The sequence below is a fragment of the Cystobacter fuscus DSM 2262 genome (assembly GCF_000335475.2).
In the GTDB taxonomy this organism is placed as follows: Bacteria; Myxococcota; Myxococcia; order Myxococcales; family Myxococcaceae; genus Cystobacter; species Cystobacter fuscus.
This window is the reverse complement of the sequence record NZ_ANAH02000008.1, coordinates 136,932-159,842: the sequence shown is the minus strand read 5'-3', so window position 1 is coordinate 159,842 and position 22,911 is coordinate 136,932. Positions and strand designations below refer to the sequence as shown.

At 66.6% G+C, this 22,911-nt stretch carries 13 protein-coding genes; 2 read left to right on the top strand and 11 right to left on the bottom strand.

From position 1 onward, the window contains the following. Nucleotides 1-63: 63 nt before the first annotated feature. From D187_RS15485 to D187_RS15455, 6 genes are all read right to left on the bottom strand, one after another. Entirely contained in the window at nucleotides 64-534 is a 471-nt protein-coding gene (locus D187_RS15485; protein ID WP_043429994.1) for a hypothetical protein, read from the bottom strand. Further along, nucleotides 531-2,054, bottom strand: coding sequence for a DUF2380 domain-containing protein (locus D187_RS15480; RefSeq protein ID WP_245591727.1), 1,524 nt, complete (start codon nucleotides 2,052-2,054; stop codon nucleotides 531-533). The genes D187_RS15485 and D187_RS15480 overlap by 4 nt, the downstream gene beginning before the upstream one ends. Before the next feature lie 82 nt (nucleotides 2,055-2,136). Next, on the bottom strand, nucleotides 2,137-4,089 hold the full coding sequence (locus D187_RS15475; RefSeq protein WP_002626299.1) for a metallophosphoesterase family protein: 1,953 nt from the start codon (nucleotides 4,087-4,089) through the stop codon (nucleotides 2,137-2,139). 9 nt (nucleotides 4,090-4,098) lie between these two features. Further along, complete coding sequence (locus D187_RS49940) at nucleotides 4,099-10,929, bottom strand: WD40 domain-containing protein (RefSeq protein ID WP_002626298.1); 6,831 nt, start codon at nucleotides 10,927-10,929, stop codon at nucleotides 4,099-4,101. A gap of 173 nt (nucleotides 10,930-11,102) precedes the next feature. Continuing rightward, nucleotides 11,103-12,137: a polysaccharide deacetylase family protein gene (locus tag D187_RS15460; RefSeq protein WP_211241529.1), complete on the bottom strand. Its 1,035-nt coding sequence runs from the start codon at nucleotides 12,135-12,137 to the stop codon at nucleotides 11,103-11,105. Between the two features lie 19 nt (nucleotides 12,138-12,156). After that, nucleotides 12,157-12,654, bottom strand: coding sequence for a DoxX family membrane protein (locus D187_RS15455; protein ID WP_002626296.1), 498 nt, complete (start codon nucleotides 12,652-12,654; stop codon nucleotides 12,157-12,159). A 145-nt stretch (nucleotides 12,655-12,799) separates the two neighbouring features. On the opposite strand from D187_RS15455, the gene D187_RS15450 reads away from it, so the two are divergent. Then, nucleotides 12,800-13,729 (top strand): LysR family transcriptional regulator, encoded by a 930-nt coding sequence (locus tag D187_RS15450; protein ID WP_002626295.1) that lies wholly within the window; start codon nucleotides 12,800-12,802, stop codon nucleotides 13,727-13,729. A gap of 63 nt (nucleotides 13,730-13,792) precedes the next feature. Continuing rightward, nucleotides 13,793-14,770 (top strand): hypothetical protein, encoded by a 978-nt coding sequence (locus D187_RS15445; protein ID WP_002626294.1) that lies wholly within the window; start codon nucleotides 13,793-13,795, stop codon nucleotides 14,768-14,770. A 72-nt stretch (nucleotides 14,771-14,842) separates the two neighbouring features. On the opposite strand, the gene D187_RS15440 is transcribed toward D187_RS15445, so the two are convergent. The 5 genes from D187_RS15440 to D187_RS15430 form a co-directional block, all read right to left on the bottom strand. Next, nucleotides 14,843-18,961 (bottom strand): nSTAND1 domain-containing NTPase, encoded by a 4,119-nt coding sequence (locus tag D187_RS15440; protein WP_002626293.1) that lies wholly within the window; start codon nucleotides 18,959-18,961, stop codon nucleotides 14,843-14,845. Nucleotides 18,962-19,597: 636 nt separating this feature from the next. Beyond that, nucleotides 19,598-19,978, bottom strand: a complete 381-nt coding sequence (locus D187_RS57840; RefSeq protein ID WP_497463186.1) for a hypothetical protein — start codon at nucleotides 19,976-19,978, stop codon at nucleotides 19,598-19,600. A 96-nt stretch (nucleotides 19,979-20,074) separates the two neighbouring features. After that, nucleotides 20,075-20,926, bottom strand: coding sequence for an outer membrane beta-barrel protein (locus tag D187_RS57835; RefSeq protein WP_245591726.1), 852 nt, complete (start codon nucleotides 20,924-20,926; stop codon nucleotides 20,075-20,077). Then, the gene (locus D187_RS57830; RefSeq protein WP_002626291.1) at nucleotides 20,865-21,359 is read right to left on the bottom strand and encodes a carboxypeptidase-like regulatory domain-containing protein; all 495 of its coding nucleotides are present in this window, start codon (nucleotides 21,357-21,359) and stop codon (nucleotides 20,865-20,867) included. The genes D187_RS57835 and D187_RS57830 overlap by 62 nt, the downstream gene beginning before the upstream one ends. Before the next feature lie 171 nt (nucleotides 21,360-21,530). Continuing rightward, on the bottom strand, nucleotides 21,531-22,823 hold the full coding sequence (locus tag D187_RS15430; protein WP_002626290.1) for a universal stress protein: 1,293 nt from the start codon (nucleotides 22,821-22,823) through the stop codon (nucleotides 21,531-21,533). Nucleotides 22,824-22,911: the final 88 nt, after the last annotated feature.

The window sequence follows — 22,911 nt, the reverse complement described above, 5'->3', positions numbered from 1 at the left end:
GGGCTTCTTCTGGGCCAGGTCCCCGGGAACTGCTGGCTCGAGGGATGGTGCCGATGAGGTGGCTTAGACCCTCTCATCGGGCAAGAGCGTGAGCAGGAACTCGTCGTCGGGGCCGAGCGGGCGCCAGCCGGGCGGCGGCGGCGAGGCGCGGAGCGCTGCCCTGGCCTGCTTGACACGCTCCTCATGAGTTTCAGGGGTGTACGCGGACCAGGAGCCGAGTGCCTCGGCAACCTTGAAAAGGTTGTCGTCATCCATCACCGCCGGCCAACCTTCTGGGACGCTCTGGGACCACAGGCGCACGAATATGTCGCGCACGAACCGAGTGACTTGCTTGCGCCGCTCCGCCTCGGCGAGCAGCCCGCGCAGTACTTGCACCCCGGCGACGTCGTCCTTACCGAGCTCCTTGGCAAGCAAGTGCAGCGGCATGGTGGGACGTGCATCAGCGAAGGCGGTGAGCGAGTCGTAACCAAGCTCGCGTACCCGCTCGTATAGGCGTGCCACCCAGTTGCCCTGAAAAGGATGTCCGTCACTCATGGTCCTCTCCACGGGATGAAGTTTATCGGGATGTAGTAATCCTCCATACGCTTCGCGACGATGTTCAGGATCGCTTTTCGCGTCAACATCCGGCCGGCCTCGGCCTCGGCCTCGAACAGCGCCTTCATGATCATCCGGTTCCATTCACCCGGCCATGTGCGTCCCAGCTTCCAGTGGCCACCGCCGTGGATGGCCTCGTGGTGAGCCCGCTCCATCTTGATGCAGAACTCGTCAATATCCATCTCGCCGGTGAAGCCGCGCTTCTCGAACCACTCGCGGAACTCCTTGGGCAGGACGTGGTGCCGCGGTGGCTCGGCCATGCCAGCCCCGGCTTTGCCCGTCTCGTGCATGGCCCCTACCTCGGGCCCATCTCCCAGCGCGTCGCGCACGCCCTTCGGCAGTTCGTCGTGAGCCTGCGCCAGCAACACCTGGCCCGCCTGGATCCGCACGGTGGCGCTGACAACGGGAAGGGAGATGATGCCCGTCCGCACCAGTTGGCGCATCATCTCCACCCAATCGGCGGAGACGACAACGCGTGTGCCCACCATCACGCCGTCACCTCCCACCATCAGGCCCATGCTGAGTAGGGCGGGAGCGGACGGCGGCAACGAGGGCAGCGAGAACTTCATCGCCGATAGCATGGTGAGTGCCTCAATGGTCTCCTTGAGCACCAGAATCTTCTGGAGGTTCTCCGCCGCCACGCGCATGGCCTCACGTGTTGCCGCGAATTCGCGGGTGAGATGGCCGACCCGCATGGGGATGTCTTTCGCCGTTGCCTCCACTTGTTCTGGCTCCATGGAGGAAAGCGCCGTCATGGCGGGCTCGATCATTTCCTGGACGCGGTTCATGTCCACGAACAGCCTCTCCACACTGTAGAAGCGCTGTTTGAGCGCGATGTCGGCGAGGTGGAGGAAGTCGAGCCAGACGGCGAGCAAGAGGGAGCCCATCATGGCGGTCTCGAGCCGTGGGCCGGCGAGGCGCAGGAGGGCGAGCTGCATATCAGGGTTTTCCACCTCCGAAGCCGCGTTGGCCAGCTGGGTGGCGGCGGCGGGCTGGGCGTCAATCCACCGCAGTTGACGTTCGCCATACTCAACGTAGCGGACGAAGATGCCAGCGCCTCCGCCGACAAGGCCCCATTCGTCGGCCTTGAGTCTGGAGAACTCGCCGGAGATCCGGCGAGTGGAGCTGGATACGTCGCGAATGGCACCGAGGACTGCGAGATGGGCCGCGATTGCGCTCTGCCTGGCGGACTTCGCGGCGTCACGGCGGACTTCACCCCCGATGTCGCTGCCAGTCCCTGTGCCGGCTTTCCGGGCATTCCGGCGACGGTGCAGCCGCTCCGGCGCCTCGGATTCGAGCGAGGAGCGGGGTAGAGCGGAGAGGACGTGCGGAAGTTCCTTGCCCGAACCGTCGGCCAACGCAGTCCCCGCGGCCTCGCGTGGCGTGTAGTGCGGCCCCATTGTTCCACTGGGTGGTGGCGTCAGCGACACGCAACCGGTGGATACCAGGATGGCGGCCAACAGCAGGCTCGCCCAGAGGAGCTGCGGCGAGTCAGCGTGCATTGTGCCTGGAAGGCTCACCCTGGAAGAGCAAGGGGATGGCTTACTTGCCTGGAGCGAAGGGGCCCAGCTGATCCGCGTGCACGTCCCATCCGAGGTCCCCATTGCGAACGTAGCGCCGGACCCGGACCTGGTACTCGGGGATGCCATTCCGGTCCCGATCACGGAACACCTCCACGAGATTGAAGCCATTGTTCGACGGAATCTCGCGGCTGCCCAGCGAAGGCGCCGCGGCGATGCGGAGTATGTGCCCACCGGAGTGCTTGAACCAGCGTTCCTCGGCGAACCATCCGGTGTGAACATGCCCGCAGAGTGCCAAGCAAAAGCCTTTCTCCATCAGCACTTGCTTGACTGCTCCCGCGTTGAGCAGCCCCGAGTAGCGAGCCACCTCCGTGGAGGGCAGCGGTGAGGGCGGATGGTGCAGGACGGCGATCCGCACCGGGAGGCTATCCTTCCAAGGATGCGTGCTGACGCGGCGCAAGTCCCTGGCCTCCACCAACCCGGGATCGATGCGGGCCGCATCCGTCGCGAGCTTATCGGCCTTTTCCCGCTCCTCTTTCGTGGGCGCCTTCGGGAGCTTCACTAGTTCCTGGAGCAGATTGTAATGCTCCCGCTCTTCCTCGATCTGCCCTCCGAGCTCACTGGTGCCCAGGAGCAGGACTGTTACACCGAGATCCATCCACTCGATTGGCTCGAGCTTTCGGTCTGCGGGCGGCACCTCCAGGTGAGGGTGCGCGTAACCATGGAAGAAATCGGCGAAGTTCTGGTGCCGGGTGGACCCGGGCCCGCCGCGGGTCTGGCTCCAGTCGACATCATGGTTGCCACCCACCAGGAGGATTCGCTGGGCCTCCTCGCCAAGCAGCACATGCGGCTCCAACTGCGGCAGGAGGCGGTCCAGCCAGTTCCGAGCCTCCTGGCACTGCTCCTTTGTCGCCCACTCCGTCAGATCCCCTGAGATGATGAGCACGTGCGGCGCCTTGCCGCTCTTGCGCAGCCCTTCCAGGTGGGACAGGTAGCTCTCACGGACGAGGCCGGGATCGAGCGCCTCGGCCAGCAGTCCAGCCTCCTTGGCGTCGATGCTCTGCGCGGACCTCGGGCCGACATGGATGTCCGAGAGGTGGTGGATGCGCAACGGGGAGAGGCGCGCGGCCAGCACCGGGTCGGCGAGCCTGCGACGCTCCGTGATTGCATCCACCTCCACGAGCCCTGCGTCCACCAGCGGTTCGCAGGAGCGGGGATCCACCACCTCACTCCTCACAATGGTGCGGAGCATTGCCTGGTTGTCCTCTGTAAGGGCATCCCAGAAGACATGGTGGAAGTACTGGTGCCGTGAACTCTCAGCGGACTCCAGCGCCGCCTTGAGGAGCTTGCGCTCCAGGAGCGCTCCTTGCTTCCGGGCTCGCTCGTCCACCTCGAAGAGCAACTCGAGCAGGAACGGGGTTCGCCTCCAGTCCGGTGGCACCTGCGCCAGAACCTCGTGAGCTTCGGGAGTCCGCGCCAACTTCGCGGCCTCTGCGGAAGAGAGCGGGTCGAGCCTGAGAATGGACTTGAAGGAGATGCGCCCGTTGCCTCTATCCGCGCGCTGGAGGTGGTGCAACTCCCGCGGAGTCAACGCGAGGATCACGCTCGTCTTCGCGCTCCGCAGCTTCTCGCACCTAGAGAGGAATCCCTGGGCCGCCTTGAGTGCCGTAGCCTCGTCGTTGCTCTCAAGCAGGCCAGAGAGCTCGTCCAGGAGCCAGAAGCCTCCGGACTGCACCTTCCTGCCGGAGGACCAAGTTTTCTTGTCGCTGGGGAGGCGCAGATCCAGGTAGCACGCGGAGGTGCCCAGCCGATGTTCCAGCTCCCGAAGTGTCCACGTCTTCCCGTAGCGACGAGGTGCGAGCACGAGCCAGAGAGCCCCCTCTGGGGGAGGCGTACGCACCTTCTGCAGCAGCTCCGTGTAATCGCGGGCCGTCAGGTTCGGCTCGTAGCTGCGGCGGGCGTCATAGACGGCCATGTCAGATCCTCACGGGTCCAGGGCCTCCGCGCGGCGGCGGAGCCAATCGAAGAACGGTCGGTCCGCCAACCAGCGGCCCGCCTCGGTGCACAGCCCAGTATCCACCAGCAGCGTCCGCTCCTCGGGCGGCAGCGCATGGAACTCTGGCCGCCGCTCGCGGTGGGTGAAGAGGATTTTTCTCACGGACTCGGGGAGTTCTCGGAGGCGATCCTCGAACACTGCGGAACGCCCGACCAGCAGACGTTGATCATACAGCTCGGCCAGTGCGGCCTTGTCATTGAAGGGCTTGCGATTGCCGGCTTCACGCGCGAAGTACAGCGCGTGGCCCATCGCCTGCAGGTAGAAGGGCCATTCGCCGCACAGCTCCAGGATCCAGTCCGCTACATGTTCCGGGATGAGGCCTGGGACCGCCTCCGTGAGGAATCGGCGCGCCTCCTCCTGGGATACAGGCTCAAGGATGACTGGAGTGAAGTCATTGCCGAAGGAGGAGCCGGGGCAGACCTCGGTGGCGCGGCGGATGACCCGTACCCAGTCCCAGTGCGAGCCCGCGAGCACGAGGGCGGCATGGCGCTGGCCCAGCTCGCGCAGCCAGGGGAAGAGCGTTTGGTCGCCCTGATCGAGCGCGCCCACCTCGTCCAGGAGGTAGACGTGGCGGGGAGCCTTGGCCTGGGCGCGGGTGCTCTTGCCGGGCTTGCCTTGGGAACGCTTTCCCATCTTCCGGAGCAACTCGGCACCAGGTGACGAGCCGCGCGAGGTAGAGGTTGCCAGCGCTGGCTCCAGCAGCAGTGCCAACTCGTCGGCGGAGCGGGGCGGGCGCCCCTGGAGCGACTCGTAGTGGACTGTGTACCCTGCCTCGGAGAGGCGCTGCGACATGTGCTCCAGCAGCCATGTCTTTCCGGCTCTGCGGGGGCCCAGGAGGATGGCCGGGCTGCGCCCTGTCACGAGCGCGAGCAACTCGCGGACGGTGACCTCTCGGCCCACGAGGAGACCAGCTTCTTCGAGCGCGGAGCCGGGCCGGAATGGGGAAGAGGGGAGTGCTTCGGCGGAGAGGGGCACGGACGAGGCATTAGGCGCCGTTTCGGGGATGTGTTGGCGCTCGCCATTCCATGGCTCGAGGCTTGGCCATCCTCGGGCGGCCAGCTCTTCTGCCAGCTCGCTGCTGTCTCCTGGTTTGCCTTCCAGCGCTGCCCTCACTTTGTCTGGCTGGTGGATGATGGCGCGCAGCGTCTGCGGAAGAGGGAGGTAGAGAAGTGTCGCGGGCTGTTCGGGTCGAGACACGGACAGCCAGTGGCGTGAGGGATCTCCGTTTAAGAGGCAATAGCCGCTCGGTGTAGACGTCAGGCTGCTCAAGCCCGCTACCTCCCACTTCGCCAGGAGCTGGCCCTTCGTGATGTCCCAGACGCACAGGCCGTCGTACCCCGCAGAGGCCAGCCGCCAGCCGTCCGCACTCCAGGATACGGCGAAGACCCAGTCTTTGTGGCCCGAGAGGGAGTGCAGCTCGTGGCCGGACTCGGCATCCCACAAGCGCACGGTGCCGTCTCTTCCTGCGGAGGCCAGCCGCTGTCCGTCCACGCTCCAGGATACAGACCTAAGAGTGCCTTCGTGGCCCGAGAGGGAGTGCAGTTCGCGGCCGGACTTGGCATCCCACAGGCGCACGGTGCCGTCCTCCCCTACGGAGGCTAACCGTCGGCCGTCTGCGCTCCAGGATACGGACCAAACCCAGCCTTTATGGCCTGAGAGGGAGAGCAGCTTGCGACCAGACTCGGCGTCCCACAGACGCACGGTGCCATCATCCCCTGCGGAGGCCAGCCGCCGTCCGTCTTTGCTCCAGGACACGGACCTGATCCAGCCTTTGTGGCCTGAGAGCGAGCGCAGCTTGCGGCCGGACTCGGCGTCCCACAGGCGTACGGTGCCGTCCTCTCCTGCGGAGGCCAGTCTTCGACCGTCCACGCTCCAGGACACGGTCCAAACCATGCCTTTGTGGTCGGTGAGGGAGCGTAGCTCGCGGCCGGACTCGGCGTCCCACAGGTGCACGGTGCCGTCCCCCCCCAAGGATGCCAGCTGCCATCTGTCCGCACTCCAGGACACGGACCAGACTCTGCCTTTCTCTCCCGACAGGGAGCGCAGCTCGCGGCCGGACTCTGCGTCCCATTGACGTACGGTACCGCTCCCTGCCAGGGATGCCAGACGACGACCGTCCGCACTCCAAGACACGGTATAAAAGCCCCTGTCAGGGTGGCCCGAAAGGGAGTGCAGTTCGCGGCCAGACTGTGCGTCCCACAGGCGCACGGTACCGTCCCTTCCTGAGGAGGCCAGTCGTCGCCCGTCCGCACTCCAGGATACGGAGAAGACCCAGCCTTTGTGGCCCGAGAGGGAGTGCAACTCGTGGCCGGACTCGGCGTCCCACAGGTGCACGGTGCCGTCTCCCCCTGAGGAGGCCAGCCGCCCGTCTGCGCTCCAAGATACGGAAAAGATCATGCCTTTGTGGCCTGGGAGGGAGTGCAGCTCGTGGCCGGACTCGGCGTTCCACAGGCGCACCGTGCCGTCATCCCCTGCGGATGCTAACCGCCGTCCGTCCGCGCTCCAGGATACGGACCAGACCCGACCTTTCTCTCCCGACAGAGAGCGCAACATGCGACCAGACGCGGTGTCCCACAGACGCACGGAGCCATCATCCCCTGCGGAGGCCAGCCGCCGTCCGTCCTTGCTCCAGGACACGGACCTGACCCAGCCTTTGTGGCCTGAGAGCGAGCGCAGCTTGCGGCCGGACTCGGCGTCCCAGAGGCGCACGGTTCCGTCCTCTCCTGCGGAGGCCAGTCTCCGTCCGTCCACGCTCCAGGACACGGTCCAAACCCTGCCTTTGTGGCCTGGGAAGGAGCGCAGTTCGCGGCCGGACTCGGCATCCCACAGGCGCACGGTGCCGTCCCCTCCTGCGGAGGCCAGTCGCCGCCCGTCTGCGCTCCAAGATACGGAGAAGACCTTGTCTGTGTGGCCCGAAAGGCAGCGCAGCTCGCGGCCAGACTCGGCGTCCCACAGGCGCACGGTATCGTCTTCTCCTGAGGAGGCCAAATGCCGTCCGTCCGCACTCCAAGACACGGACCTGACTATGTCTGTGTGACCAGTCGAGATGCTTGCCTGCATAGAGCGGGGGACAAACCACCGCGCCGCGAGAGAGGGCGCGGGTACCATGAGAGCTGCGGTCACCTCCGCTCCACCCAATTCAGCGCCCTCCCAGCGACTCTCCAACCATACGGACTGGGTCAGCGTCGCTCGGGACAGGTTCGCGCCCTCCGCATCGCATCGCATCGCCTCGGCCTGGGTGAAGTCCGCCCCCATCGCATTGGCGCCACGCAGCGAGGTCCCCTCCAGGCGCACTCCTACCAACACCGCACGGGAGAGATCCGCCCCCGCGAGGTCTGCGTCAGACAGATCCGCTCCCGCGAGCCGGGCGCCCTCCAGCAGGGCCGCCCCCATGCGGGCTCCGCGCAGATCCTCGCCCGTCAGATCCACCCCGCGCAGGTCGGCCCGCTCGGGGAGCCACTGCCTCCCGTCCTGAGCCCAGACCGCCAACCCGTGAAGGAGCCGGAATGCATTGGCCGCCGCCGGGTCCGCCGTACCTCCCGCCGTCCCCCTCGCTCGCAGCAGCGCATGCAGGGCGAGCACGGCGCGGGATTGCAGAGCATCTCCTGTCCGGCGCCTTAGCACCTCACCGAGAAACGCCGCCACCTCTCGAGTGAATGGACGTGTGTCCAACGCCTGCTTTGGCTGGGTCTCCAGGGTCTCCACCAGCGCTCGGGCGAGGAAATACTCGAGGAAGGATTTGTGTGCGAATCGGTAGTTCTCCTCTCCCTCGCGCACGAAGAATGCGCCTCCCTCGATGTCCCGGAAGACGGCGGCGGGCGTCAGGTGATCGGGGAGCTGTCGACCCATGCGCTCCCGCACGGTCTTTCGCAGCTCCCGCCACGAGCAGGACGTTCTGCCCGATCGCCACAGTTCCTCCGCGAGCGCCTCGGCGAACTCCTGCTTCTGGGCGTGGGTGAGGGATTCGCCGTCCTCCGAGGTCTGTGAGAGCCAGTGCCGCAGGTAGGCCTCGTAGATGTCCGCTGGCGCCACCCGTGCCGTGGGTGCGATGCGCTCTAGGGACGCCAGCACCATGCCGAGCAGCAAGGGCCGCGTCACCAGGTCCATCAGATCATAGGTGTCCTGGAGCCGCCTGAGCGCCTCGTCCACCTTCCGCGGCGAGGGCAGGCTCTTCTCCATAAGCTCTCGGATCTGGCCGAGATCAAAGGGCAGGAAGGAGAGGCGGGTGAGCCCCGAGGAGGCACCCAGCGCTTGGCTCAGCGCCTCGACCGCGGTGGAGTGGAGCGTGGTCTCGGACTCGAAGTAGTGCTCGCGCGAGGACACCACCACGCGGCCGGTGTCCTCCGCGACGCCGAGCAACTCCGAGAGCCGCCCGGCCAGCCCGCCCGAGCCGAGCCGCGTGGCCATCTCATCGAAGCCATCAAAGACGGGCAGCACCCGCCGGGTCCTGATGAGCAGACGCAGGGCCGCGCGGTTGGCAGGAGTATCCTCAGTGCCCGCGGCGTCCAGCAGCAGGCCGTGAGTGTCGCGGCCGGTGGCGGCGGAGGCGAGGCTGCACAGCAGGGGGCGTGGTGCCTCGTCCCGGCTCCACAGTCGTGAGCACCACACCGCCAGAGTGGTGGACTTGCCGGCGCCGTATTCACCCAGGACCAGGGCCGTCTGGAGCCCTGAGCCAAGCCATTGGTCCAGCCCCTCCAGCGCGGGCAGTGACGTCTCACCCACCCGGACGGTGGGCTGGACGAAGGATCCATTCACGGAGGCCAAGCGCTCGACGCGGAGCGCCTCCACCCGCTCTCGTCCCTTCTCGAAGCGGGAGCGCAGGGCCTCGAGCTGCTTCGTGCTTGACTCGGTGGAGACGCGCTGCACCTTCACCTGCGGGAGCGCCTCCTCTAGCGCGCGCTGAACACGCGGGCTGTGCCCTCTCCACCAACCGTCAACGTCCCAGAACTGGATCGCCCAGTGCTCCCCCTCGTGGGTGATGGGGAGGATCGTGCCCACGGCCTGCCCCTCCACCGCCACGGCCATGGCCGCGGTGGGGCCGGATGCTTCCGCCACGGTCAGCAGGAAGAGATCTTGCGCGGCAAGGAGTACGCCCCGGCTGACCTCTTCCCCATCATCATGATGGATGGGAGTTGGCGCCGCGTGGCGCGCACGCACTTCCTGCGTCGCGGCACGGAAGTCCTCGGGTCGTGGACGGAAGCGGAAGACGAAGCCCCCGTGCCGCAGTTCGCCCAGCGCCGCCGGATCGATCCCGGCGGGGATGGCCCAGCGCACCTCTGCCTCGTGCACAGGCTCGGAGGGCGCGGGACTCGAGGGCTCGTGGCGCACCGCCCGACGCACGGACTCCAGCGCCGTACTCCCCGCCTCCGTCCACTCGCCGGGATCAGGAGGGCTCACCGATCGTGCCGCCTCATGGAACTGCTGCACCAGCGAGCCCAGTCCGAAGCCGCTCCAGTCCTTCTGCCACTCGAAGAGCGCGTCCGCCGCGCCGCCGGCCAGTACGGCCCGCAGGGCGGGCAGCGGCAGCGCCTGAGCCGGCAGGACGATCTCGCGGGTATAGCGGCGGAACTGCTCCACCGAGACGAGGCTGTCCATCTCCCTCAAGAGCCGACGGAGGCGCGTCTCGCGAGCCTTGTTGCTGGCGCCCGCATCCAGGAGCAGGGTTCGCGCCTCGGCGACCTGCTTCGCCAGGGCCTCCACCGCCTCGTCATCCTCGCGCTCCAGCAGGGGCCCCATCTGCGCGAGCCACCGTGCATAGCGCTCACCCGCTGGCTGCACCAGGTAGACGAGTCCCGCTGCGGCGAAGGGGACAATGGGGCGCTTCTGGTCGTAGCGCGTGGACGGCCCCACGCGCGCGAAGCCGAGATCCACATCGGCGACGATGACTCCCTCGTCGCCCGGCTCCAGGTAGCCGGCGTGCTCGGGGAAGCGGCGCAGATCTCCGACGTGGCCCTCGTCCACGAAGATGGAACTGCCGCCCGCGGCCTTCTTCCCCGAGAAGACGGCCACGTCCGCCCAGAGCACCGGCCGCCCGTAGCGCTGAGCCTCTTCCTGCGCCTTGGCGTGGAACTCCGGGATGGTGTGGAAGGGCGTGTAGCTTGGCACCGCCAGGAAGTGGCTGTGCTCCAAGGCTTCGGCCACGAGCTTGCGATGGGCCTCTCCTTCTCGGTTGAGGAAGTCGAGGCAGATGAGGACGCCCATGGGTCCGGGGAGTCCTTCGAGCGGGATGGGGTGCCACGCCTGGCCTGGCCGTAGCTCCTGCTCCATCTCTGTCAGGGAGAGCTTGGGCTGGAGCGCGAGCAGGCGCCCGCGATGGAGCACCGGGCAGACGGCCTGGCCGAGCGCCGGGGACTGTGCGCCGAGCCGCTCGTAGACACTGGACTGTCGCGCGGGCCGGGTGACGGAGTGGGTCCCCGCCACGATGACAAGGTCTCCACCGGCACGCGCCACCTGCTCGAGCACCTGCCAGGGCAGGCTGTACTCGGGGAAGACAATGAGTCGGACGCCCCACTGTTGACACTGGCCGAGGATCGCCTGGACCTTGAGCAGGAGCTGCTCGCGGTGGATGCGGGCGATGCGCTCGCGCAGTTCGCTGAAGCGGGTGTCCAGCTCGGGTGGGGGCTCGCCCTCCGGGCGCAGGGCATCCGCGCGAGCCAGATCGAAGAGTGGATCCTCGAAGGGCGCCCGCCCCGGGAGTGCAATGGCTGGTTGGCAGGCGAGCTGGACGACGGCGACGCGGGTATAGGCGCGAAGGGGCATGGGGCTGGGGAAGGCGCTGAGACCGACCCGAGCTTCTATCAACTCCCCGGGTTGTTCTCGCGGGTGATGTCGAACCGGTCGGGCGCGGGAACGTCTCCGAAGATGCGACAGCCCGCGCGGAAATGCGTCCTGGGCCCCTGGACTCCGTCATGTACGTTCGGACTCTGCCTCCTTCAGATGCCACCTTCCCGGGGCGTCAGGGGGCTCTCCAGCGCGAAGCGGGCGATCTCGTCCTTGCGCATGAACACCACGCCCGGCTGCTTCTGGGCGTAGGTGATGAATTCCTCCAGTGCCTTGACGCGCGAGGGACGGCCGGCGATCCGATCGTGGGTGCTGATGGACATCATGCGCCGGCGCGTGGCGGCCTCGGCGTAGAGCACCTCGAACTCGTCCTTGAGCTCACGCCCGAAGGCCTCGGCCGTGGTGTTGCGCCCCTCGAACTGGACGATGTCATTCATGCCCAGGGTATAGGGCACGACCGCGAAGGGTTTGCCTTTCACGGGAATGAGGAACGGCTCGTCCCGGCTCACGTCATCGATGTGGTAGGTGAACCCGAGGCCCTGGAGGATCTCCAGCGTGTGGGGTGTTCCGCGCATCCAGAAGGCATTGAAGCCCACCGGCTTCGTGCCCGTGGCCCGCTCGATGCTCCGCACGTTGGCCTCGTACGAGGCCCGCTCCTCCCCGGGGCTCATCGAGAACTGGGGCGTCCAGGTCTGGCCATGGGCGGCGGCCTCGTGGCCCCGCTCGACGATTTCCTTGGCCAGCTGGGGGTGGAGATCCACCGCCTGACCGACCATGTGGGACGTCACCTTGATGCGCTTGCGCTCGAAGAGGTCGAGCAGCCGGGGAATGCCCTCCTTGACGCCATACGCGTACCACGTGGCGGCGGGCAGATCCGGGTACTTCGGATCAATGGGAGGAAACGGGCTGCTCGCTCCCCGCTCGGGCTGCGCGCCCGCTTCGAACTGCATGGAGAGGGAGATCACCAGCCGCGCTCCGTCCGGCCAGAACTGTCTGGACGAGGAGCGACCGCCTCGCGTGGGAGACGGCTCCCGCGGGGCCGTGGGCACCGGGCTCGCGGCCAGCGCGTCGGAGGAAGGGGTCGCCGCGATGAGCGCACCGACGGCGATCATTCCGGTGTGGCGCAGGAACTCGCGACGCTCGGGAACGGCGGGGGAGGGGAGGGGCATCGGTTCGGGGAGGGACATGACGGGGACCTCGCCTGCTTCAGGGGACCGGAGCGGGGCTGTTCGAGGAGACGGGGGCGGAGTGGCTCCGGGTCCTGGCCCACCAGGCATCGACGGAGACGTGGTTGAGGTGGGCCGTCGCCATGAGCGCCGCGTAGAAGGCCGCGTAGATCATCTGCAGTCCCGCCGTCTCCCAGTCGCTGCGCAGGGTGGTGCCGAAGATGAGGGACACCATCAGGAGGCCGCCGGTGAAGAGGGCGGCGCGCGTCAGCAACCCGAGCGTGAGCAGCACGCCGATGATGAGTTCGAGGAAGGGCAGCAGCAGCGCGAAGAGGCGTACCAGCGGCGAGGGGAGCCAGGTATTCGCGAAGAGCTGGACGAGCACGTCGGCGAAGGCGCCAGGGTTGCCGATCCGGACCAGGCCATGCCCGAGGAGGTTGATGCCGAGGGCGAGCCGCAGCAGGAGATGACCCGCTACCGCGTTCGTGATGCCAAAGAAGAGGGGGGAGGCGTCCTCTGTCGAGGTCGAGGGCTTCATGGTGTCTTCCCGATGCGGTTGAGGGGCCCTTCGCGCCGGGGAGCCAGAGCGCGAGGAGGCGAGGGCGGGACCGCGTTTCGTCTTCGCCCCCTCTACTTGCGCTTCCCCGCGCCGATTGAGAACGTGGCTCCGAGGAAAGACGGCTGTGCCTGAACGGAAAAAGCAGGGTCCGGTGCTTCTCGAGGGGTTGATGCCCCTGGTGGTGTTCGTGCGAGCTGTCGACAACCAGGGGTTCTCGGTGGCGGCACGGCAGCTCGGGTTGACGCCTTCGGCCGTGAGCAAGCAGGTGGCCCATCTGGAGGAGCGGCTCGGGACCCGGCTGCTCCGCAGGACGACCCACCATCTGAGCCTCACGGAGGCGGGAAGCATCTTCTACCAGCACTGTCAGCGGGTGCTCGGGGAGTTGGAGGAGGCCCAACTCGCGATGGCGGCGCTCGACGAGCGTCCGAGGGGCACCCTCCGCGTGTCCGTGCCCGCGGTGCTCGGCGAGGTCCACGTCGGGGCCGCCGCGGCGGCGTTCCAGGAGTCCTTTCCGGAAGTGCAGGTGGAACTCGAGGCGAGCGATCGGGTGGTGGACCTCGTGGAGGATGGCTTCGACGCGGCGGTGCGGATCGCCGGCGCGTTGAAGGACAGCTCGCTGGTGGTTCGACGCCTCGCGGACGAGGAACGCGTTCTGTGCGCGAGCCCCTTCTACCTCCAGCGCGCCGGCAGGCCCCAGGCCCTGGAGGAACTGGCCCACCACGAGTGTCTGCTCTTCAAGCCCGGCCGGGTGGTGAGGGAGTGGCAGTTCCAGGGAGCCGAGGGCTCTCGGAGCGTGAAGGTCCAGGGGCGCTTCGTGGCCAACAACCACCTCGTCCTCCGGCAGGCGGCGCTCCTGGGACGGGGCATCGCCAACCTGCCGCGCTACCTGGTGTTGGAGGAGCTGCGCTCGGGGGCCCTGGTGTCACTCCTCGCCGAGCACCCGGTGACCCAGCGCCACATCTACCTCGTGTACCCGCACCGCCAGCTCACGCCTCCCAAGGTGCGGGCCTTCGCTGACTTCCTCGCCCGCTACTTCCAGCGCATCCTGGGGTAGTCTGGGCGCGGCCGTGGTGTATCTCGTGGTGGAGCCGCCCGAGGCCGTGAGCTGAGGAGCCCGATGGATCTCAATGCCAAGTTCTTGCAGGACCCGGTCAAGTTCGCCCAGAAGCATGCGATTGCTCCCGTGGGCAATCTGCTCTCCAACCCCGCCAACTTGAAGCACAAGGGCAACTACGACGCCACGACGTCCTACTACCAGGTCGAGGGGCAGAACCGGGTCCTCTATTGCTCGGTGACGGCATCGGGAGTCTCCAACGGAGACGCTGGCTTCAATACCTCCAAGGATCAGAACATCTACAGCCTGAGCATCGCGCAGGCCCAGGCGACAGGGTCCTTTCCCATCTACTGGCTGCCCTGGAAGGCCAATCAGATCATCCGGACCACGCTGACGCCCAGCAAGAAACACCATCTCCCCTTGCTCGCCACGGCCGCCTTCCAGGAGCCGCATGTCTTCGTCACCGCGACGGTCAATGGCTGCTCCGTCTTCGTCGAGGGCAGCGAAACCGAGCCGACGGTCTATCACGCCAACGCGGGTGGGACGGGTGGATCCATCGAGACGCCCCATGGCCTCATCGCCAAGGTCTCCCGCATGGAGACGGTCTACAAGGCCTTTTCCCACCATGCGGTGAAGAAGACTCCGGGCCCCACGGGACGCTCCCTCAGCGCGGGCCGGTACATGTCCGAGCAGGTCGGCGGCGTCAGCCGGGCTCAGGATGACGCGCGAATCGCCAAACAGCTTGGAGTCAATCGCAACCTCGCCCCCATCACCGTCATCAATGAGAAGGGCAAGTCCCGAGTGAGGCACATCGGGGACTTCAAGACGATCACCTTCGGAACGGTGTTCGGCGTGCGCGATCCCAGGACGGGTGCCTGGACGTTCTACGTCCAGCACCGGGTCCGCGCGACGCATTGGAAGAAGGTGCTTCGCTTTGGAAGATCCAGCAATCCCAACACCTGGCAACAGTTCGATACCTGGACCGATCTGACCGTCCAGGAGTTCTGGCCGCGTGGCTCCGGCACCGTCATTGATTTGTAGGGCGAGTGGCTGGGGCGTCACCTTCCCTCCACCGACGGCATCGGCACAGAGCCGCTATCACATTGATGCGCTCTAACTTGGACCCCCGCCAGTAGAGCGGCACTTGCGTTTCTCGTGGAGGTAGAGCACGCGTTCCTCGCAGGTCAGGTCCCGCCCGGCGCTCCAACGCGAGAGCTGGGTCTCGAGGGGCTCCCATAGTTGGCGTGTCCAGATGCGTACCGTGCTGTTCTCGTTGGGGGTGAAGAGGCGTGATCCATTGGAGCTGAGAAGGGCGCCTCGGAGCACGCTGGTCTCCCCGAAGGGCCTGGCGAGGAGCTGGCCGGAGACAGCATCCCAGAGGCAAGGGATATCTTCCCCATGGACAGTGACGACGCGCATACCGTCGGCGCTGAACCGCGCCTCCACCACCGGACCGGTGGTTTGCCCCGAAAGAGTGACGAGGAGCCTGCCGGAGGCAGCATCCCAGAGGCGCGCTGTGCCATCCATGCTGGCTGTGGCGATGCGCGTACCGTCAGGGCTGAAGTTCGCATCAGACACCGGTCCGGTGTGCCCGGAGAGGGTGACGAGGAGCCTGCCGGAAGCAGCATCCCAGAGGCGCGCCGTGCCATCATCACTGGTAGTGGCGACGCATGCCCCGTCGGGGCTGAACCTGGCGTTCCACACCTCTCCGGTGTGCCCGGAGAGGGTGACGAGGAGCCTGCCGGAAGCAGCATCCCAGAGGCGCGCCGTACCATCATTGCTGGCAGTGACAACGCGTGCCCCGTCGGAGTTGAAGTTGGCGGACCATACCTCTCCGGTATGCCCCAAGAGCGAGACGAGCGGCTTGCCGGAGGCAGCATCCCAGAGGCGTGCAGTGCCGTCATGGCTGGTGGTGACGACACGCGTCCCGTCGGGGCTGAAGGTCGCGCTCAGCACGGCGCCGGTATGCCCCAAGAGGGAGACGAGGGGCCTGCCCGAGCCCGTATCCCAGATGCGTGCCGTGCCATCATCGCTGGCGGTGACGGCGTGCGTGCCCTCGGAGTTGAAGTCCGCCGTGGTGCCAGGCAGGGTGGTGGAGACCTTTCCAGATGCATTCCAGATGCGTAGGGTGCCGTCGAGGCTGCAGGTCACGATGGACCTGCCATCGGGGCTGAAGGTGGCGCCGTGCACCGCATTGGTGTGACCGGAGAGGGTGGTGAGCAGTATTCCGGAAGTCGCATCCCAGATGCGTGCCGTGCCATCCTCGCTGGCGGTGACGACGCGTGCGCCATCAGGGCGGAAGCCCGCCTCCATCACGGGACCGGTATGCCCCACGAGGGTGACGAGGCTCCTGCCGGAGTTCGCGTTCCAGAGGCGTGCCGTGCCGTCCAGACTGGCGGTGACGATGCGCGTGCCATCAGGGCTGAATTTGGCGCCCTGCACAGCGTTGGTGTGACCCGAGAGGGTGGCGAGGAGTCTGCCGGAGGTCGCATCCCAGATGCGTGCCGTGCCATCCTCGCTGGCGGTGACGATGCGCGTGCCCTTGGGGTTGAACCGGGCCTCCCTCACCTTCCTGGTGTGGCCCGAGAGGGTGACGAGAATTCCGCCGGATTCCACATCGCGGATGCGCACCGTGCCACCATTGTTGGTGGTGACGACGCGTGTGCTGTCGGGGCTGAACATGGCGAACTCCACCGCCTCGGGATGTCTCGCGAGGATGCGGAGGAACCTGCCGGAGGTTGCGTCCCAGGTGCGTACCGTGCCGTCACGACTCACGGAGATGACACGCTTACGGTCGGGGCTGAACCGGGCATCCCATAACACACCAGTGTGCCCTGAGAGGGTGACGAGGAGCTTGCCAGAGGCCACGTCCCAGATGCGCGCCGTGCCATCCAGGCTGGCGGTGACGGCGCGTGAGCCTTCGGTGTCGAACCAAGCGCTCCCCACCGTGCCGGTGTGTCCCCTCAAGGTGATCAGGGGCCTTCCGGAAGCCACGTCCCAGATGCGCACCGTGCCATGGCTATTGGGCGCGATGATGCGCGAACCATCGGGGTGGAAATCGGGTCGACCGAAGATGCTGGTGGTGTCTCGCACGACCAGCAGGGCTGGCTCGAGTTCCCACGCGGACAGCGCCCTCGCCACGTGCTCCGTCGGTGCGATGAGGTGAGCCCGCTGGACGAGGAGGAGGCTGCGCTGTGGGTCCTCCTTGATCTCCAGCAAGGCATTGGCCGTCAGCTCACGCGAGAGGGATACATCCCGCTCTTGCTGTGCCTCCTTCCAGAAGGAGAAGATGGCCCCCGCGCCCACCGCGAGCACCAGGGCCAGCACGCGTAGTCTCTGCGTCGCCCTTCGGGCCACCAGGGCCCGTGCCGCCTCGGCCCGCCTTCCCGCCTCGGCTACCCGGGCGAGTTGCTGCGTGTGTTCGAGCTCCTCCTGACGGCGGCGCTCTTCCGCGAGCTTCTCCTCGTCGCGGCGCTTCACGCTCGCGGCCAGGAAGTCTCTCTCCAGCTCGTTCAGGGCTCCGGACTTCACCGAGAAACCCTCCTCGGCTTCCAGGAGGCGGGAGCCGAGGTACAGATAGCTGGCGTCCCGTTGGTGCTCCGTCCATTCGTGGGTGGCCTCGGTCAGCCGGCGGTGGATGCTCAGCTCCCGGCGGTTCTCGTCCAGCCACCCGCGCAGGGTGGACCACGTCTGGATGAGGATCTCGTGTGCCACCTCCACGCAATTCTCGTGGACGACGAGGAGCCGGGCCTTCGGTCCCGACAGCGCCCGGAGGACGTGTTCGACCTGGGTGGAGTCCACCTCGGGGAAATTCAGTTCGACGCATGGGACGCGCCGTCGCGTATCCGGGGTGCCCTCGCCCAGCGTCGTCAGCCGCAGGAAGAGCCTTTTCGCGATCTCCCGCTGTGGGACGTCCAGTGCCTCGTAGCAGGTCTGCGCTCGCTGCTGGAGTGCTCCCACCACGCCGCCACTCGCCTCGTAGGCGGACAGGGTCAACCAGGCGCCGCTACGGGCCCGCCACAGTTCATAGAGGGCGTGCTCGAGCAGGGGCAGCGAGCCAGGTTCCTGGGACACGTCCTTCAGGATGGCGCTCATCAGCCCCTTCTCCAGGAAGGCCCCCACGGCATGGGCGGGCCGGCTGATGGCATCCCGGAGGCCCTCCAGGCCCATGCTGCCCAGCAACACCTCGCGGTCCTGCAGGATGGCCCGTAGCGAGGGGTGGCGCAGGCAGTGCTCGAAGAAGTCCGCGCGTAGGGTGACGATGACCTGAAGGGTACCTCCTCCGTGCTCGACGGCATCCCGCAGGTTGGCGAGGAAGGCCGTCGTGGACTTGGAGAGGCTTCCCTCCAGGTCATGGGTGAAGAGTTCCTCGAGCTGATCCACCACGAGGAGGAAGATGCCCGGTTGGTCGGCGGTCAGGGTGGACACCGCCGTCCTGAAGGCATGGCTCTCCGCGGCGAGCCGCTCGTGGAGTGCATCGGCGGTGGACAGGCGGACCTCGGGAGGCGCCAGCGTCGCGAGTTGATCCGCGAGTCCCCGGAGAGGACGACCTCCCGGTATCATCGTGCGGACACGGAGCGGTGCGTCGTCCCCCGTGCCGGAGGACTCGAGGCGAGGGAGGACACCGCCGAGCACCAGGGAGGACTTGCCGACCCCCGAGGCACCCACCACCGCGACGAAAGGGGAGTGCCTCAGCTTGGCGAGCACCGTCTCGATCTCCGATTCACGGCCGAAGAAGAACCGGGAGTGCCGCTTGCCGAAGGGCAGCAGGCCCCGGTAGGGGGCCGGCTCGTCCGGAAGCCGGAAGGTGTCCTCCTCCGAGGCGTGGCCCTTGATGCCCGCCACCAGCCGTTTGAAGGCGGCGGCATCATCCAACCCCGTCCGGAAGTCCACCCAGGTGCGCTGGGCCAGGAATCCCGTGATGTCCTCGGATTTCGCACCGGGAAGGAGCACGGGGATGACGCGGTACTCGTCGTGAGTGCGCACCGCGTTGTCGAGCGCGACACGCACCTCCTCGTTGTGCCAGGGCGTGACACCCGAGGGACCGAAGAAGACGGCCACGGCCTGGCTCTTCGCCAGTGCTGCCTCCAGGTGGGGCTGCCACCTCGTGCCTGGCACCAGATGCCACTTGTCCAGGAAGGGCTGCAGCCCGGCCTCGGCTCTCAGACGTTCGGCCAGGGTCTCGACAGAAGCCTTGTCCTGGCTGTTATGGGAAAGGAAGACATCGAACATCACCCACCCTCATCACGTTTGCTCTCCTCTCGGAAGCGCTCTTCCAACCGAGTATGTGTGCATGGGCAACGCTCGGTCCATATGGCGCTCCCTCGACATGGCGATCCCTCGACTCGTGGCCCTGCTGAACGACCGCTCACGATTCTCGAACGGGGAGCGCCCCTGTCCGTTGGGATGTTCCCTTGGAAGGACAGTCTTCGAGGTCAAGGGGTGATCGGGAATCATGAACACTGGTTTAGACGATACCAGTCCCCGAATTCGGCCTCACCGTTATGATCATGGTCCTCGGCCTACCCGGAGTCTCCGAAAAATCCGAAGAATTGCAATCATCAGTAGAGGCGGAAAATTCATCAACTTCAATTCCCGTGTAACTACCTTGAAATGAACGAGAACCAGTATTCAATGGACTCGACATGGAGTGCCCAAGTTGCGACTTTGGAGGCTGCTTCGACGGTAGCGGTGAAGCGAGCATCCGCAGCTTTAGACGGAGCTTCATCGCAAGAGTGAGCACCGACAGACAAATGAGTCCCCCTACAATTCGATGATGGGCTGCGCTCGTGTATTCCCGTGAACTCTGCATGAATCTTCTCCAATAAGAAGTCGCCATGAAGTTGTTCATGGGCATGTCCTCTTCAACTATGAAGGAGTCGCGTGTTGGCGTTTGTGCTCGCGCAGGCTCCCCCAGGGAGAGTCAGAACCTGCGCTCGCTTCACGGCCTGCCCAGCGGATGCCCTGGATGAATCGCCGGGTCTCCGGGAGCACGCTGCGCATCAACCCGGCGGTGCAGCCATCCGCCGTGTACTCGAGGTCCGCTACCAATTGTGTTCCCGGCACCTCCGGCAGCGCCACGAGCCGGACGTTGCTCCAGTGATAAACGGCATCCGTGGGAAGCAACTGGTCCGGATTCTCCGGCACATGCTTCTCCGCAATCGAGAGGGAAGGGACGGTACAGAAGCCTTTCGCATCTGCCTCCTCCGGTAGCACGCCGAGAGCGTACGGCGGGTGTTCGGGAGCCAGCTCGTCCGGATGTGTACTCCTCGTCGTAGGCAGTGGCCGCCTGAAAGTTGAAGAGGTTGAACACGTCTACACCGGCCGATGTGGTCAGGGTTCTCGTCAGCTTGTATGTGACGGCCAAGCGGGTATCGACCCGGTGGAGCCAGGGCCTGCGTCCAGCGGAGCCGCGTGGGAGGATGAATACCTCGTTCCGGTCGTACACCTCATCCTTCGCGAGATATTTGCTGCCCGCCCGCGTGCCATCCGAGGCACGCACGGCGCTGCCCTGAGGTGCCAGCCCAGAGTGGCGTCCAGGAGCAAGTGCTTGTTGAAGAACGAGGAGGACGTCTTGAGTCCCAGATCCAGACCGTTCCTGCCGCGAAGGGTGCTCAATGCCTCAGGTGCTCCTACGATGACCGTTATTTCTGGAGCACCGTTGTCCGGGAGGAGAGAGAAGCGTCCTGGGCCCCCCGAGGAAAAAGGGGTGCCTACCACCGAGAGCGCCACGGTGTGGTTGGTGCTCACATGGTACGTCAGCTTCCCAATGTATTGCAGGCTCCGCTGCTCAGCGAAGAAGTGCTGCTGTGTCCCCTCGATGGGCTGGGTGCGTGTGAAATCATCCTCGTCCACCTGTGGTTCCCCGTTCTCATCGGGCACTCTGACGTTGAGGTTGCGCTCGATCTGGTACCGGGTGAACGAGGGCGCGATGCCCACGTAGAACCAGAGTTTGTCCCGGATCAGGGGGCCACCCAGCTCGGCGCCAATGTCCCCCAGATTCCACAGGGATTCCCGGCCGGAGATGGTGCCTGTCTCCTGGCGGACCTCCGTGCCCCTGGTGGCGAGTGCTCCCGGTGCGAAATTGCCAAAGACCGAGCCCCGAAACTCGTTGGAGCCAGATTTCGTCACCGCTTCAACCGCTCCTCCCGTGGAGCGGCCGAACTCGGGCAGGTAACCGCCGGTGAGGACGTTCACCTCCTGGATGAACTCGACGCTCAGCGGTGTGCCATTGACCCCGGTGCTGGGAGCATTCCACCGACAGGCCGTCGATGAAGTACTGGTTTTCGGGGGAAGTGGCGCCACTGAGAGAGACTCCGTAAGTGTCCGCGGCCGCGCCGGGCGCCGGAAGCAGCTCCACGTTCACGCGCACCGAGTAGCCCAGCCGGAGAGTGATTCCGTCGCGCGAGAGGAGCCGGTACGCCTCCTTGTCGAACCTCAGCGTGTACACACCGGAGGGCAACTGTGGGATGCGGTACTCGCCAGAGCTGTCAGTGACGACGCTCTGCTCACCCTGGAGACTGGGGGCTCGGGCGGTCACCACCACGTCTGGGATTGGCTGCTTCGTCGAGGCGTCGATGATGGTTCCGAACAACACGGAAGTGCCCTGGGCCAGGGCGACGCTTCCCATCAGGCAGAGGACCAGTCTCCATCACCCCCACGGCAGACGGGGAGGTTGCTCCTCCAACTCATCCAGCCATCTGGCTCGTGGTGGCGCCACCCGAGGTCGTGAGTCCGTGAGCTGATCAGCGAACCCGAGACGATAACCTTTGGAGCCGCAGTGGAACGGGCGACCGGGGCGTCACCCCTCGGGCGGGCGGACCACCAGTACGGGCCGGTCGGCGTGCGACATGACCTCCTTGGCCACCGCGCCCATCACCGTCTTCTTCAGCCCCGAGTGCCCGTGGGTGCCCAGGCAGATCACGTCCACGCACAGGCGCTCGGCGACCTTGAGGAGCACCGGCGCCACGTCGTGGCCCGACAGCACCATCACCCGTACCTCGCGCCCCTGGGCATCCGCGTCCTTGGGCAGCAACAGGAGCAGCCGCGACCGCAACTCCTGCGCCTGCTCCGTCGCATGCCGCGCCACGGTCACCAGGTACACCGTGCCCCCGCCAGGCAGCAGGGAAAAGGCATACGGAATGGCCCGGTTGGCCGCCTCCGAGAAGTCCGTGGCCACCAGCACCGAGCGCAGCGTGGGAACCGCCACCTCCGAGCCCCGCGCCGCCCCCGCGAGCGGCACGCTCACCACCGACATGGCCGCCAGCCGCAGCGCGTGGTGCGACACGCTCCCCAGCTTGCCCAGCGCCCGCCGCTGGTGCGAGCCCACCACCAGCAAATCCACCTTCTCTTCCGCCGCCAGCGCCACCAGGTGGTCCGCGATGCGTCCCACCCCCGCCTCCAGCCGCATGCGCATCGGCGGCTGGCCCTGCGCTTCCAGCGGCGCCACCTGCGTGCGCACCTCCTGCTCCAGCGCGCTCAGCAGCTCGGGCGTCACCTCCTGGTAGAACGTCGGCTGCTCCATCCCCATCCGGAAGTACTCCTCGTGGGGCCAGTAGATGCGCCCGGCCACCACTTCCACGTCGCCGTAGCGCCGCAGGCCTCGCAGCCAGTCGCGCGCCGCCTCGAAGGGCAGCGAGCGATCCACGCCCAGCATCACCTTCAAGGGACGAGTCCCCTTCACCCAGGCCTCGAAGGACTCCGCCTCGCGCACCACCATCAGTGGCACCGGCAGCGTCGTGGCCAGCCGGTCCACCGTGCCGCCCACCCCCAGGAAGGGTGAGGCGCTCGTGGGACCCGCCGTCACCACCAGCCCCGCTCCCTTCTCCTTCGCGAAGCGCGCCAGTTCCTCGGCCGGCTCGCCCGTGAGCAACTGGAAGCTCGTGCGTGCTCCCAGCTTCTCCAGCCGCCGCGCCTCGTCCGACAGCGCCGACTGCATCGTCTCCTGAAGCGCCTGCTTGATGGCGCGCGTCAGGCTGTCTGGCAGCACGTGCACCAGGAAGAGGGGCTCATCCAGTTTCCGCGCGAGCTGCGCGGCGGCCGTGGCCGCTCGCTGCGCGGCGTCCGAGAAGTGGGTGGCGCAAAGGATGGTCATGACGGCTCCCCTGGTTCACGTTCCTACCGGGATTACTCTAATCAGCCGGCCCCTCTCGGAGGTAAGGTGCTGGGCACGCCCCTGGCCG

Coding starts and splice junctions, on each gene's coding strand:
- D187_RS15445 (WP_002626294.1), top strand. CDS start 13,793: ATGGATCTCAATGCCAAGTTCTTGCAGGACCCGGTCAAGTTCGCCCAG.
- D187_RS15475 (WP_002626299.1), bottom strand. CDS start 4,089: ATGGCCGTCTATGACGCCCGCCGCAGCTACGAGCCGAACCTGACGGCC.
- D187_RS15440 (WP_002626293.1), bottom strand. CDS start 18,961: ATGTTCGATGTCTTCCTTTCCCATAACAGCCAGGACAAGGCTTCTGTC.
- D187_RS49940 (WP_002626298.1), bottom strand. CDS start 10,929: ATGCCCCTTCGCGCCTATACCCGCGTCGCCGTCGTCCAGCTCGCCTGC.
- D187_RS15430 (WP_002626290.1), bottom strand. CDS start 22,823: ATGACCATCCTTTGCGCCACCCACTTCTCGGACGCCGCGCAGCGAGCG.
- D187_RS15455 (WP_002626296.1), bottom strand. CDS start 12,654: ATGAAGCCCTCGACCTCGACAGAGGACGCCTCCCCCCTCTTCTTTGGC.
- D187_RS57830 (WP_002626291.1), bottom strand. CDS start 21,359: ATGGGAAGCGTCGCCCTGGCCCAGGGCACTTCCGTGTTGTTCGGAACC.
- D187_RS15460 (WP_211241529.1), bottom strand. CDS start 12,137: ATGTCCCTCCCCGAACCGATGCCCCTCCCCTCCCCCGCCGTTCCCGAG.
- D187_RS15485 (WP_043429994.1), bottom strand. CDS start 534: ATGAGTGACGGACATCCTTTTCAGGGCAACTGGGTGGCACGCCTATAC.